The organism is Agrobacterium sp. SORGH_AS_0745, assembly GCF_030818995.1.
Taxonomy (GTDB): Bacteria; Pseudomonadota; Alphaproteobacteria; order Rhizobiales; family Rhizobiaceae; genus Agrobacterium; species Agrobacterium tumefaciens.
Window position 1 is genome coordinate 112937 of the sequence record NZ_JAUTBI010000001.1, and the last position, 13596, is coordinate 126532.

A 13596-nucleotide genomic window follows, 5' to 3' on the forward strand; every position below is an offset into this window, starting at 1 on the left:
CAGCGTGAACAACATCAAGATGGCTCATAAAGGATGTACTGAATGAAGATTCGCGCCGGGTTCGATATTGCTTATGAATGCGAGAATGAGACGGCAATGCTGCTTGTTCTCAATCTCCACCCCAGCCGGCGCGCAGATTTGCTCTCCGAACAAGTGCTGACCTTCGACAGGCCGATCGAGGCCTGGGGCTATATGGATATCTTCGGGAACGCCTGCAGCCGCATAACCGCACCGCCAGGTGTGACGACGATCTCGACGCGGTTCGACATATATGACGGCGGCCTGCCAGATCCGGTTCCTGAAAACGCTTTCCAGCACGATATCAAGGATTTACCAGACGATGTTCTAGTGTTCCTGCTAGGCAGCCGTTACTGCGATACCGACCGCCTGGCGGACTTCGCCTGGAAAAACTTCTCGGCAACACCGCTCGGCTGGCCCCGTGTGCAGGCGATCCTCGATTTTGTGCATTCCCATATTGTCTTCAACTACGAGAAAGCCGATCCGCTCAGGACAGCATATGGCGGCTTCATCGACCGGACCGGGGTTTGCCGCGATTTCGCACATCTTGCGATCACACTCTGCCGTTGCATGAATATCCCCGCTCGCTATTGCACCGGCTATCTCGGTGATATCGGCGTGCCGAAAGACCCCAATCCGATGGATTTCAGCGCCTGGTTCGAGGTCTATCTCAGCGGCCGTTGGTATACCGTCGATGCCCGTCACAACAGGCCCCGCATCGGACGCATCTTGATGGCGACAGGACGAGATGCGACGGACGTCGCCCTGTCCACCGCCTTCGGGCCGGCTATCCTGAAGCGGTTCGAAGTCATTACGGAAGAACTGGCCGGATAGCGACGGGTAGCGTCAAGACGCTCAGGTCTCGCTCAACCTAGACCGACGCGACCTGAATGACCTCGGGAGCGGAGCCGTATGTCGACTTGTTCTGACGGTGAAAGGCGATGAATTCCTCGGCTGGAAGCGGCTTGGAAAACAGCCAGCCCTGACCAAAATCCACCCCATGTTCCCGCAGATAGGCCGCCTGCTCCGGCCTCTCGATACCTTCCGCAACGGAAAACAGTCCAAGCTCGCGCGCCATCTCGATAATATGGAGTGTCACGGTGCTGGTTGCCGTGTTCCTGCCGATCGTATCAACGAAGGACTTATCGATTTTCAGGGCGTCCAACGGCAGTCCCTGCAAATACTGAAGGCTGGAATAGCCGGTTCCGAAATCGTCAATTGCCACGGAATGCCCGGCCTTGCGAGCTCTGTCCAGCGTCACGCGCGCCGCGTCAATGTCGATGAAACCGCGCTCCGTCGCTTCAAGCCATATCTGCTCCTTGCGTATATCCGCGCGGACAAGGCGTTGATCGATGAAGTCTAGTATCCGGCCTGATTTTACATCGTCGGCGCAGAGATTGATGGCGATATGTGCGCTGCGATCCCCAACGAGCATGGTACCAAGATCTACAATAATGGCTTCAACGACCTGATCGGTGATGGGCTGTATCAGCCCTGTTTCTTCCGCCAGCGGAATGAAGAGGTCTGGCCTCACCAGCGTGCCATCAGGCCGCCGCCAGCGGACAAGCGCTTCGGCGCCCACGCATATATTGGTCTTGAGTTCGATGATTGGTTGATAGTGGACGATGAATTCACGGTTCTGGACTGCGATTTCCAGTTCCGTTTCCGGCGACAACCGCTTGCGCGACATCCAGATGACGATGCCGACGATAAAGAGCGCAATGAATGCGCCAATGGGCAAAAGGATAGTCAACTCCCGCACCAGCCTCGTTCGCAACGCCGCCCTTGGCTCGAGAACCACCGCCGTCAGCGCATTCTCCTTTACCACCGAATAAAGCCATGCGTCCGTCGTGCCCTGCCCCTCTTTTGTCGGCAACGTGGCCAGAACCCCTGTATCGGGAAGGTTCTGCGTGCTGATGACCGCAGCTTTATCGTTGAGGATCGCGAGAGACATCCCGTCCCGCAGCACAATATCAGCAAATCTGGAAGGTGCGACGAGCGCGTTGTGGTGGCCGAGATGCAGGCTCGTCATCTGGTCGCCGTGGCTGATGCCGGGTTGGATACGCAACGTCACTTCAAGACCGTCCGGTGTGACGTAGTCGACATGGGATTTGGCTACGTCGCCAGCGGCTCGGCCCCAGGAGGTGCATTTGATGAAGCCGTTTTCGAAATAGCCAATCTCCTCGATTGAGGGGACGTTGATCGTCACCATCCGCATTTGTGCAATATGCTGATCCGAACATGCGGGAGGGTGCGCCGTTTCAATTGCTTCCAATGCCCCTTGCGCTTGCCTGAATGTATTTCCGGCACGAACAAGCGATCTTTCGGCAACGAGGTCGAGAATGAAGTGTTCTTTTTGAATGGCGACACGCCAGGACGTCCAGGCCATGGCGGCAATGGGCAGCGCGGCGCCAACTATGGCCAGAAATATCCCCACGGCTATCACACGCCAACGTCGTGACTGCATCATCACTCTCCAAAAGGTAGTCCAGACATCAGTGTCGCAATCTCCTTAATTTTTGCTGTGTGCGGAACGGTGAAAACCGGGTGATGCAAATTATGATTTCTGCCGTCAACGCAATCTGAACATCACCGTGACGGCAGGAACGCGGGGCCGATAATCCAGTTACCCCGAGAGGGTATCACGCCCCTGTTGAAGTTCAGTCCCGGTGCGATTACGATGCGAAAACAAAGCGTTCCAGTTTGCCGAGCGTCTGCTGACCCAGTTCGATAGCCCCGAAACCCTTCGCGTCCTGGAACTCGGCTTCCGTGCTGAACACCATGCCGAGCACGACCTTCGTCGCGCCGTCCTGATCCTCGAACGAAGCCCAGGCGTCGGCATGTTTCGGCCCGTTTTCGCCCCAGAGCAGCGTGTAGCCGATCCTCTCCTCAGGCCTGACCTCGATATATCGATGATGGTTCGGGAAGACAGTGCCGTCAGGTCCGATCATGTCGAACACCCACTCGCCGCCGGTTCGCAGATCGATCCTCTTCGTGCGACACGAAAACCCTTCCGGTCCCCACCATTGCGGCAGCGTCTCGGAATTCATCCAGGCCTTCCAGACGATGTTGCGCGGCGCCCTTATCGTTCGCTCCAGCACCATTGTCCGTTTGGCCACCTCAGCCAGATTGTTAAGACCGGCACCGAAGCCCTGCCGGTAACCCGCCTGCATATCCGCAGCCGAGGAGGAAAGCTGTACGGTTACGACAACGCGACTGCCCTGCTCCGTCGCCGAAAAATCAGCGGTCACCAGCGCCGCAGACTGTGTCACGTCGCCGGACGACACCACCTCGTAATTGACGCTGCGCAAGGCTGGCTGCAATTCCAGCCACCCGCATTCGCAGCGAATATCAGGCTGCCCATCGACCTTGCAGAGCGAAACTTCGCGTCCGCCAACTCTGGTATCGGCTTCCAGAAACTCCACGGTCACGGCGGGCGTGGGCGCTGCCCAGACAGCCCGCGCGGCAGGCGACGTCCACACTTGCCAGAGGACCGACAATGGAACAGCGATCACCCTTTCGAAGCTCAGTGTTGCAAAGCGGCCATCGCCAAGATGGGGTTCAGCACGGGTGCTGTGTTGATTGAGTTTCGACATCATTCCGTGCGCTCCTTCGCAGCCTGCATTGCAAATGCCTCCAACCGGTCGAGCCGGCTCTCCCAAATGGCCCGCTGTTCATCAAGCCATGTCCGCACCGGCTCCAGAGCCTCGGGCACGATAGCGCAGGTGCGCACCCGCCCATCCTTGGAGGTGCGGATAAGCCCCGCCTCCTCCAGTACCGATAGATGCCGCATCACGGTCGGCAGGCGCAGCCCCGTGGGAGCGGACAATTCCATGACGCGGGCAGGCCCTTGCGCGAGCTTCGTTAGAATAGACCGGCGCGTTGGATCGGCCAGAGCCTGGAAGATTAGCGATAGTTCGGGCGAATGCTTAGTCATAATGCTAACTATCATGCAGCACGGCTCTAACGCAAGGGAAACTTCGTCGATTAGCTAAGTGTTCGGCCGTGAGCATTTGTTGGCCGCCGCGCAAAAGAAAAACGCCGGAGCATTGCCCCGGCGTTTCATTTTTTAAGCCACCAGACCCTTGGTCAGTTCCAGCGCCTGCCGCTCGAACAGCCGGCGATAGATGCCGTCGTTCAGACGGATCAGCGCCTGGTGGTCGCCCTCTTCGACAATCTTGCCCTTGTCGAACACAAGCAGACGGTCAAGCGCCCGCACGGTGGAAAGCCGGTGCGCAATGACCAGCGTGGTGCGGCCATCCATCAGGCGTTCCATGGCCTCCTGGATCTGCACTTCGCTTTCGCTGTCGAGGCTCGATGTCGCCTCGTCCAGAATCAGCACCGGTGCATCCGCGAGGAAGGCACGGGCAATGGCGACACGCTGCCGCTCCCCGCCAGACAATTTAACGCCGCGCTCACCCACCATCGTCTCATAGCCCTTGGGAAGGGACATGATGAAGTCATGGGCGCTTGCCTGCCTCGCCGCCTGCTCGATCTCACGCCGCGAGGCGCTCGGCCGGCCATAGGCGATGTTTTCCGCCAGCGTGCGGTGGAACAGGATGGGTTCCTGCTGCACGATGGCGATCTGGCTGCGCAGGTTTGCCTGCCTGGCCTTGGCGATGTCCTGGCCGTCAATGCGGATCGAGCCGGAATTCACATCGTAAAGCCGCTGGATAAGCTTGACGAATGTCGTCTTTCCCGACCCCGAATGCCCGACCAGTCCCACACGCTCACCCGACCTGATGGTGACTGAAAAGTCCTCATAGAGCGGGCTGGGATGCGCGCCGTATTGAAAAGTGACGTTGTCAAAAACGATTTCGCCCTTCTCTATCCTGATCGGCCTGGCATCCGGCCTGTCTTCGACACCCAAAGGCATCTTGTCGAGCAACACCAACTCTTCCATGTCGTTGACGGCACGTTGCAGATTACGGATGTGTTGACCGACATCACGCAGATAGCCCTGCAGGACGAAGAACATCGCCAGCACGAAGGTGATGTCGCCCGGCGTCGCCAGCCCCTGCTGCCACATGACAAGGCCTGTTCCCAGAATACCGGCCTGCATGGATACCATCATGAAGCCCTGGATCGTGCCGTTCAGCGTGCCGCGTTTCCATGTCCTTCGCGTACGGTTGTCCCATTTGGCCAGCACATGGCGCAACCGCGCCTCTTCGCGAGTCTCGGCGCCAAAAGCCTTGACCACCGAATTGCAGCTGACGGCATCTGCCAGCGCGCCACCAAGCTTGGTATCCCAGGCGTTTGCAAGTCTTGCGGCCGGCGATACGAAGCCCATGGAGAGCAACACGGTGACGCCGACATAGATCAGCGACCCCGTGCCCACGATCAAGCCCATGATCGGCCAGTAACTACCCAGCACGACGGTGGCGCCCACCAGCATGACGATGGAGGGCAATAGGGCGATAAGAAGCACGTCATTGAGTGAATCAAGCGCCCACATGCCACGCGTGATCTTGCGAACCGTGGAACCGGCAAAGCTGTTGGCGTGCCAGTCGGTTGAGAACCGCTGCACCCGGTAGAAACCGTTATTCGCCACATCCGCCATGGTTTTCAGCGTCAGTCTGATGATGCCGTTAAACACGAACCAGCGCAGGACTACGCTCGTCAAGCCCAGCGCCACGACGACGACAAAGGCGCGCAGCGCCCGGTCAGCCCCGTTGCCCCCGGCAATGGCATCGACGATCTGGCCGGAGAAAACCGGCACCATGACTTCGGCCAGCGTGCTGGCAATCACCAGCACAACAATAAAGCCCACCAATGCCCGCCGGTGGGTCCAATGGTGGAAAACAAAGCCGAGCACATGGCGATAGGCATCGGCGCGGAAATCGAGCTTCTTGCGAGACATTTTAACCAGCACGGCGCCATGCGTTCGGCAACCGGTCCTCAAAAACGGAAGTTGGATGGCACAGCCCGGGCGGAAAACAAAAATGATCCCGTCAGATCAATCGGGCTATGAAGGAAAACAAAACCGCATGTGGGGCGCGCTCGGGGCGGGCCACGAATGGAAATGACCTAGTGTCGGTTCATTCCACGCGGGAGGAACTTGATGAATGATGATGTCATGCAACGCCTCCCTATGTTCGATCTGACGCGGTGAGAAATTTGTACCTGAGCTGTTCGCCGTTGCCAACCGGGTAATTGCAACCTTATGGCAAGTGATGCGAAAACGACACATCAGCTGGTGTGACGGTAACGAACGTGGCCGATGCCAATGAAAGCTTCGGCCACGGTTTTTGCGTGGTGGCGCTTCCCGCCGCACCCAGGCTCCGGTGCGCGGCGAGAACATATCTGGTCAATCCATCTGGACGTTTGCGTTCTTGACGACCGGCTCCCACTTGGCGATTTCGGCTGCAACGTGGCTTTTCAGCTCATCGGGCGAAGAGCCGACAATCTTGGCGCTGAATTCGGCCATGCGGGCCGCCACACCCGGATCGGCAAGCGCTTTCTTGGCCGCCGCATTCAGTGTGTCCACCACATCGGCCGGCGTGCCGGCAGGCGCAAACAGCGCGTTCCACGTGTAGGTTTCATAACCGGGTACGGTTTCGGCAATGGTCGGCAGATCCGGGAATGATGACGCCCGCTCGGCGGTCGTTACGCCAAGCGCCCGCAATGTGCCGGATTTGATGTGGCCGGACGACGACGGCAGATTGTCGAACATGATCGAAATCTGGTTGCCGAGAAGATCGTTGAGCGCGGGGCCGGCACCTTTATAGGGAACGTGCTGCATGCTCACGCCGGTCATGCTCTTGAACAATTCCCCTGATAGATGCAGCGGCGTGCCATTGCCGGAGGAGGCATAGGCATATTTGTCGGGTTCGGCTTTCAGAAGCGCGATCAATTCCGCGACGCTGTTGACGTTCAGCTTCGGATTGACAACAAGCACATTGGGAACCACGACCAGAAGCGAGACCGGGGCAAAATCCTTTTGCGGATCGTAAGGCTTTGTCTTGAGAATGAGCGGGTTCAAGGCATGGGTAGCAACGGTGCCCATCAGGATCGTGTAACCGTCAGGCTCTGCACGTGCGACACGGTCGGCACCGAGATTACCGCCTGCACCGGCAACATTTTCAACGACGATCTGGTGACCAAGCTCATCACCCATTTTCTGTGCGATGACGCGCGCAACCACGTCGGTTGAGCCACCTGCCGCGAAGGGAACGACCAGCGTAATCGTTCGATCAGGAAAACCCTGCGCGCTCGCCGTCAGTCCCATCATGCAAAAAGAAGCAGCTGTAGCCGCAAGTTTCAACACCATACGCCGTTTCAAAGACCGGTAATTCATGAACCCTCCTGTAGAATGGCCTCCCCGCCATCAGCGCATAGTAGCTCAAATGGACTTGAGAGCAAGCAACCGGCATCGCAAACCATGCTGGAAGGCCACGCGCCGCGCCTGCCCTGCAACGCTTGGCGGAACCGCGCGTTATAGCGGGCACAAAGCAGTGGAATACCGGGGGCAACATGGACGACAGCGTAAACATTCCCAAGATCAACCGGCTCGTGTTGCAAAACCTCATAGCTGGCCTCAGCGACGGGTTGATCCTGCTCGAAAACGACGGAACGATAGCCTGGGCCAACAAGGCCGCCCTTCAGATGCACCGTATAGAAGCGATGCCTGAGCTTGGGGAGGACGCCGCTGCCTATCGGCGAAATTTCACGCTTCGATACCGCAACAACCACCTGCTCGACGAGGGGCAATATCCGCTTGAACGGCTTCTGGCGGGCGAGACCTTCGAAGATGTGACGGTAGAGATATCGCCAAGCGGCGATGAAGCGGAATGCTGGGTCCACACGGTGCGCGGGCTCGTTCTTGAAGATGCTGGCGCAAAACCGGATGTTCTGGTCTTGATCATCCGGGACGAAACGCCGCGTTTTGAGGCGGAGGCGCGCTTCGAGAGCGCCTTCAATGCCAATCCGGCGCCGGGGCTGATATGCCGGCTGGAGGACAAGCGTTTCATCCGCGTCAATCAGGGCTTCCTTGAGATGACCGGGTTCAGCCGTGAAGAGATCATCGGCATCAGTGTCGAGGAACTCGGACTGTTTTCCGAGTGCGATACAGGCGAGGACGCCCTGAAAAAGCTGGAGGATGGCCGGCTCATCCGTCAGCGCGAGGCGCTCATTCCCATCCCCGGCGGCGACAGGCTGGTTATCGTGGCCGGCGAAACGATCGCCGTTGCCGAAGAACCCTGCATGCTGTTCACCTTCGCCGATCTGGACGGCCGCCGCAAAGCCCAGAACGCCCTGCGACAGAGCGAGGAGCGCTTCTTCAAGTCCTTTCGCCTGTCGCCTGTCCCGGCAGCGATTTCGAGGCTGGACGACTTCGTGCTGATGGAAGTCAATGACGCGTTTCTGGTGCTGTGCGGACGCAACGAGGCCGAAGTCGTGGGCAAGACGGCCAGCGAATTGCGGCTGTGGGAGGACGCGGGCGCGCGCCGCGATCTCGAAAAGCGGCTGAAGGACAACATCCCCATCCGCGATGAGAACATGCGCATGAATCTTTCCGGTGGCGGTTTGGCCGAATGCATCGTTTCCGCCGAACGCGCCGAGATCAACGATCAGCTCTGTGTCATCTGGGCGATACAGGACGTGACTGAGCGGCGTAGAACCGAGAACGAACTGATTGAAGCGATCGAAAGCGTCATGACCGATACATCCTGGTTCAGCCGGACGGTTGTCGAGCGGCTGGCGGGGCTGCGTCAGAACTCCCGCGGCACAACGTCTTCAGCCTCCCTCAAGGATCTCACCGAGCGCGAGGAGCAAATCCTGTCACTGATCTGCGATGGATGCAGCGACAAGGAAATGAGCGACAGGCTGAACCTGTCCAAGCATACGATCCGCAACCATATCGCCTCACTCTACGGCAAGATCGGCGTCAACCGCCGTACCGCCGCCGTGATCTGGGCACGTGAGCGCGGTTTTACCGGCCATAGGGAAAAATAACCGCAGCCGAACGCGAAAATAGGTCAGTTTGTACCAGTTCAACTAGTAGCTATTGCTCTGCAAACTGTGATTTTCCCGAACTACCTTACCATCATGCCGTTACCAACAGCGGCACCCTCTAACGATGGAAGGAGTTCGTCATGGACAATAACCGTATCGAAGGTATCGCCCGTCAAGCCAAGGGCACAATCAAGGAAGCAGCTGGCAAGATCACCGGCAACGACAAGCTTCAGGCAGAAGGCAAGGCCGAGAAACTGGCTGGCCAGGCGCAGGAGAAGCTCGGACAGGCAAAGGACGCCGTCAACAAAGTTCTCAAGTGAACCACCTATGTTCAAGGCAGGAGGTTTCACGATGATGCTCTCGTGCGATGCAAACCAGGTGTCAAGCTGCGATCCCCAGGAGATCAGCCTGTGCGCCGCGTTGCAAGCCGTGATCGCCTATGCGGACGGGCAGGAAAAAAGCTCGATTTCCGTCACCTCCGTGGAGGGCCGTATCGTGCTCTCCGGAGAGGTGGAAACACTCTCTGCCTTCGAACATGCGGTCATCATCGCAGAATGTTTCGCGTCGCGGCCCATCATCGCCGACCTGGCGATACGGCAGCGGCCTTGCACCTATCTGGAGACGCCGTCCCGGCGCATCCATCTAGCGAATAACAACAGGAGTGAAAAACAATGAAGACATTCGTTCTCGCAACCGCGATTGCAACCCTGGCCCTTGCCCCGATTGCTTCAGCCGAAACGAAGCACAATGCAAAGCGCCCCATGGAAACCGCGCAGAAGGAACGCGTCGGCACCCTGTCGTGCGAAATTGCCGGCGGCGTCGGCCTTGTGGTCGGCTCCAGCAAGAGCGTGGCCTGCGAGTTTCGCCAGCGCTCCGGCAAGACCGAGCGTTATACCGGCACGATCGGCAAGCTCGGTCTCGACATCGGCGTAACCGGCAAGACCTATATGAGCTGGATCGTGCTGAACACCGCAGCCAGCCGCGTGGGTGACGGTGCGTTGAGCGGCAACTATGTTGGTGCCTCCGCTGCCGCATCGGTCGGCGTGGGCTTGGGCGCCAATGCACTGATCGGCGGCAATGCCAAGAACTTCGCGCTTCAGCCGCTCAGCGCCGAAGTCGGCACCGGCGTTAACATCGCTGCGGGTGTCTCGCGTCTGCAGTTGAAGCGTGCGGGCTAAACCTTAAAAAAACCGGCGGCGCGGGCTCGGGACGGTTATCGTCTTCGAGCCCGCGCCGTCTGGCGCAGATCAGGCCCCGATATCAGGGTTTGGGGTGAGGCATGATCTCACCCATCGGGCCGTCGCCTTTTGGCCCGCGCATCATATCTTCTTTAGGACCATGATGCGGCGGACGGCCTGCCGGTCCTAGTGCCTCGATACTGCCATCCTGACGGACGACATAGCTTGCCCGCAGGACACCCCTGTCGAAACGGCCCTGAACGCTGACCGCTTCATCGAAAGTCACGACCTTGCCATTATCGCCCTCGGGGCCGGTATCGATGAGTGCGCGGCCGCTATCATCCTGAACGATGAACTTGTTGCCGAAAATCTCGGCGACCTTGCCTTTCAGTGTCACGAGATTTCCTTCCTTGACGGTGGAAATGGCAACGGGCGTCATCGGCGCCATCTCGGGCGTCGGCCGCGTCAGCTTCACCGCACCTGCTCCGGCAGCTGCCCCAACGGCCAGCATGGCAACGGCCGCAAAGGCGAAAGCTACGGTTTTACGGCGATGTTTCCGGTGCGGCGGCACGGGAGTGTCAGAAGTGGCCTTCGGTGCTGCGATTTCGTTATTCTCTTCAGAGTGGGACATGGTGGTCTCCTGTTTGATTGACAGGGCCTTTTTACCTGCCTGGCACCACCAGCAGCCTGAACCTTGTGGTTCAGGTTGAGTTAAGCCTTCCGGGCCTAGTTAAAACACCGCCCACGAAACCGAAACGGCAGGACCATGCGCATACTTCTCGTTGAAGACGATACCGATCTTTCCCGGCGCATCGCAACCAGCCTGCGGGCGGAAAATTTTGTCGTCGACATCGCGCAGAATGGCGAGGATGCCGAACATGCCGGGCTTACCGAACTTTACGACGTGGCCGTTCTCGATCTGGGATTACCGAAAATCGATGGCGTATCGGTTCTGAAATCATGGCGGTCGGCGCAGCGGAACCTGCCCGTGCTCGTTTTGACCGCGCGTGACGGATGGCCGGACAAGGTGGCGAGTTTCAAGGCGGGAGCAGACGATTTTCTCACCAAGCCGTTCAAGGTAGAAGAACTGGTGCTGCGGCTGCGTGCACTCGTTCGCCGTGCCACCGGCCACGCCGCCTCCGCCATCACCTGCGGTTCGCTCATCTTCGATGCGCAGCTCGGAACCTTCGAACAGGACGGCTTGCCGTTGAAGCTGACCGCGCTGGAGTGGCGGGTCCTCTCCTGCCTCATCCTGCGCAAGGAAGTGGTGGTCGACCGCCGCGAACTTATCGAACGGGTCTATGAGGGCGATGCGGAAGTGGATTCCAATTCCATCGAAGTGATCATTGCCCGCCTGCGACGCAAGATCGGTGCCGGGCATATAGAGACCGTTCGCGGGCGCGGTTACATGCTGAAGGCAGAGCCATGAGGGAGTTTTCGGCCATTCCGGGTTCGTCGATCTCGCGCCGCCTCACGGTTTTTTCCGTGGTTTTCGTCACCGCGACCGTGATCGTCGCCTCCATCATACTCTATCTCATCGTTGCCGCCGTGGTGCGTGAACAGATCGACCAACGGCTCGACACGCAGATAGAGGGATTGCGGAGCGCGCTCTCCGGCAGCGCAAGCGGCGGCGTGACACTCAACGCCGCGCTGGACGGCCCGCCATTCGACAGGCGCGGCTCCGGCTGGTACTGGCAGATCACCGGCGAGGGTGTAGCTATCGTCTCTCGGTCGCTCGCGGGGCAAACCATAACCAACCCGCCCTCCCCGTTCGAATGGCGCAAAATGATGGGCCACGGCCCTCGTCCCGGCGCGAATGCCGATTTTCACGGCGAGAAGCTCTATCTCAGATCCATTCAAACCATGGTTGGACAGCGCCTCGTCGAAATCACTGCCACTGCGCCGCAATTCGCGCTGGTTGCACCCGCCCGCAGCGCGCTTCTGTGGTTGATACCTGCCATGACCCTCTTGGGCGCGAGCCTCGTCGGCGGTATTTTCCTGCAGGTCAGATATGGTCTGCGACCACTGCGGCAACTCACCGCCGATATTTCCTCGATTTCGGCAGGCACACTCGACAGGTTGCCGGAGGCGGATGTCGAGGAACTGCGTCCCGCCTCGGGCGAAATCAACCGTCTCGTGGAGCAGAATAGCGAGAGGCTTGCGGAAACACGTCTGCACTTTGCAAATCTCGCCCATGGTCTGAAAACTCCCGTGACAAGCCTCTACCTTGCGCTCAACGAAACCAACGACCCGGACCGCGAAATGCGTGCGCTGGTGGACAGGATCGACCAGCGCATCCGCCACCATCTGGCTAGAGCCCGCAAGACCGCGGCAGGCGGCACGGCCACGGTGACCGCCCTCAAACCGAGGATAGACGATATCGTTGATATCATGTCGCGTATTCATGCCGACCGGGGGATTGTCGCTACAGTCGATGTGGACCCCGAGTTGCTATTGCAGGTCACCCCTGAGGATCTGGACGAGATCGTTGGCAATATCATCGACAACGCATTCAAATGGGCAAAAAGCGCGGTTCGTATTTCCGTGAAAAAGACCGGGCGCGACGTCTGGATCGTGATCTCGGACGATGGACAGGGCATCGAGGACAACCGTATTTCGGAGGCTTTCCAGCCGGGCAGACGCATGGACGAGACCGTACCGGGTGACGGCTTCGGTCTTACCATCGTCAAGGAACTTGTCGAGCTTCATGGCGGCAGCATCAGGCTGGAGCGCGCCGAAAATGGCGGGCTTACCTGTTCGCTGACCCTGCAGGCAGGATCTTGAGGAAAGCCCGCCTTTCCCTTTGTTGACCCTGCTGCGCAGCAGCGTTAAATACAGGTTTCGAAGCAGGGAGATTTATGCGCAGAGGTTGAAAATCTGACCGCCCATCGCGGTTTCAGCCGGCTCTGAAAACGGAGCTGACCCTTTGGCATGTCTAATTCTGCGGAATTTCCATGAATATCAAATCTATCGACATCCGGCCGTTTGACGCGGCAGCGGATACGCAAATCCTGTCACGCATCTGGCTTGATGCCTCGCTGCTGGTACATCCCTTTATCGGCACGCAGCGTTTGCGCGAGCAGCAAAGACTGATCGAAGATACCTATCTGCCGTTATCGGAGACTTTCGTCGCGGCGCAGGCCTGTGACCCTGTCGGATTCATCAGCCTGCTCGACAGTTTCATCGGAGGCCTGTTCGTCGCACCGGCACAACAGGGCAAGGGTATCGGGCGCAGGCTCATCGCCCACGCGCTTGATCTCAAGGGTGAATTGTCGCTTGAGGTCTATACCGCCAATGAGCAAGCGATGCGGTTTTACCGTTCGCTCGGCTTCCTCGAAGTCTCGCGCAGGTCGACTGACGATGACGGCCTGCCCTTCGAGAATGCCCGCCTGTCACTCAAGGCCTGAAAACAAATCCGGGCAGCCGCAGGGCTGCCCGGACCACCTGA

Annotated in this window: 14 protein-coding genes; 8 read left to right on the forward strand and 6 right to left on the reverse strand. The window is 58.8% G+C overall.

Translation table 11 applies throughout. The features are described from left to right. The first annotated feature begins 42 nt into the window (after nucleotides 1–42). Nucleotides 43–852, forward strand: coding sequence for a transglutaminase-like domain-containing protein (locus tag QE432_RS00555; RefSeq protein ID WP_111801901.1), 810 nt, complete (start codon nucleotides 43–45; stop codon nucleotides 850–852). 37 nt (nucleotides 853–889) lie between these two features. On the opposite strand, the gene QE432_RS00560 is transcribed toward QE432_RS00555, so the two are convergent. The 5 genes from QE432_RS00560 to QE432_RS00580 all read right to left on the reverse strand — a co-directional run bounded on the left by QE432_RS00560 (nucleotide 890) and on the right by QE432_RS00580 (nucleotide 7315). Continuing rightward, entirely contained in the window at nucleotides 890–2485 is a 1596-nt protein-coding gene (locus QE432_RS00560) for an EAL domain-containing protein (RefSeq protein WP_111801902.1), read from the reverse strand. A gap of 208 nt (nucleotides 2486–2693) precedes the next feature. Further along, complete coding sequence (locus QE432_RS00565; protein ID WP_111801903.1) at nucleotides 2694–3617, reverse strand: SRPBCC family protein; 924 nt, start codon at nucleotides 3615–3617, stop codon at nucleotides 2694–2696. Continuing rightward, a complete protein-coding gene (locus tag QE432_RS00570) occupies nucleotides 3614–3955 on the reverse strand; it encodes an ArsR/SmtB family transcription factor (RefSeq protein ID WP_025594895.1) in 342 nt (113 codons plus the stop codon). Before QE432_RS00570 ends, QE432_RS00565 begins: the two co-directional genes overlap by 4 nt. A 132-nt stretch (nucleotides 3956–4087) precedes the next feature. Next, on the reverse strand, nucleotides 4088–5878 hold the full coding sequence (locus QE432_RS00575; protein ID WP_025594896.1) for an ABC transporter ATP-binding protein: 1791 nt from the start codon (nucleotides 5876–5878) through the stop codon (nucleotides 4088–4090). A 447-nt stretch (nucleotides 5879–6325) separates the two neighbouring features. Continuing rightward, nucleotides 6326–7315: a Bug family tripartite tricarboxylate transporter substrate binding protein gene (locus QE432_RS00580; RefSeq protein WP_025594897.1), complete on the reverse strand. Its 990-nt coding sequence runs from the start codon at nucleotides 7313–7315 to the stop codon at nucleotides 6326–6328. 176 nt (nucleotides 7316–7491) lie between these two features. On the opposite strand from QE432_RS00580, the gene QE432_RS00585 reads away from it, so the two are divergent. The 4 genes from QE432_RS00585 to QE432_RS00600 all read left to right on the forward strand — a co-directional run bounded on the left by QE432_RS00585 (nucleotide 7492) and on the right by QE432_RS00600 (nucleotide 10148). Beyond that, nucleotides 7492–8970 carry a PAS domain S-box protein gene (locus tag QE432_RS00585; protein ID WP_004431372.1) on the forward strand — a complete coding sequence of 493 codons (1479 nt, stop codon included), beginning with the start codon at nucleotides 7492–7494 and terminating at the stop codon, nucleotides 8968–8970. Nucleotides 8971–9110: 140 nt separating this feature from the next. Next, complete coding sequence (locus QE432_RS00590; protein WP_004431371.1) at nucleotides 9111–9290, forward strand: CsbD family protein; 180 nt, start codon at nucleotides 9111–9113, stop codon at nucleotides 9288–9290. Nucleotides 9291–9297: 7 nt separating this feature from the next. Further along, on the forward strand, nucleotides 9298–9645 hold the full coding sequence (locus QE432_RS00595; RefSeq protein WP_019566731.1) for a BON domain-containing protein: 348 nt from the start codon (nucleotides 9298–9300) through the stop codon (nucleotides 9643–9645). Further along, entirely contained in the window at nucleotides 9642–10148 is a 507-nt protein-coding gene (locus QE432_RS00600) for a DUF992 domain-containing protein (protein ID WP_004431368.1), read from the forward strand. The genes QE432_RS00595 and QE432_RS00600 overlap by 4 nt, the downstream gene beginning before the upstream one ends. A gap of 82 nt (nucleotides 10149–10230) precedes the next feature. Here QE432_RS00600 and QE432_RS00605 read toward each other — a convergent pair whose 3' ends face one another. Continuing rightward, nucleotides 10231–10779, reverse strand: coding sequence for a hypothetical protein (locus tag QE432_RS00605; RefSeq protein WP_111801904.1), 549 nt, complete (start codon nucleotides 10777–10779; stop codon nucleotides 10231–10233). 135 nt (nucleotides 10780–10914) lie between these two features. On the opposite strand from QE432_RS00605, the gene QE432_RS00610 reads away from it, so the two are divergent. The 3 genes from QE432_RS00610 (at nucleotide 10915) to QE432_RS00620 (ending at nucleotide 13555) form a co-directional block, all read left to right on the forward strand. Beyond that, the gene (locus QE432_RS00610; protein WP_065688589.1) at nucleotides 10915–11577 is read left to right on the forward strand and encodes a response regulator transcription factor; all 663 of its coding nucleotides are present in this window, start codon (nucleotides 10915–10917) and stop codon (nucleotides 11575–11577) included. Then, entirely contained in the window at nucleotides 11574–12932 is a 1359-nt protein-coding gene (locus QE432_RS00615; RefSeq protein ID WP_111801905.1) for a sensor histidine kinase, read from the forward strand. Before QE432_RS00610 ends, QE432_RS00615 begins: the two co-directional genes overlap by 4 nt. A 170-nt stretch (nucleotides 12933–13102) precedes the next feature. Beyond that, nucleotides 13103–13555, forward strand: coding sequence for a GNAT family N-acetyltransferase (locus QE432_RS00620; protein WP_306622899.1), 453 nt, complete (start codon nucleotides 13103–13105; stop codon nucleotides 13553–13555). The last annotated feature ends 41 nt before the right edge of the window (nucleotides 13556–13596 follow it).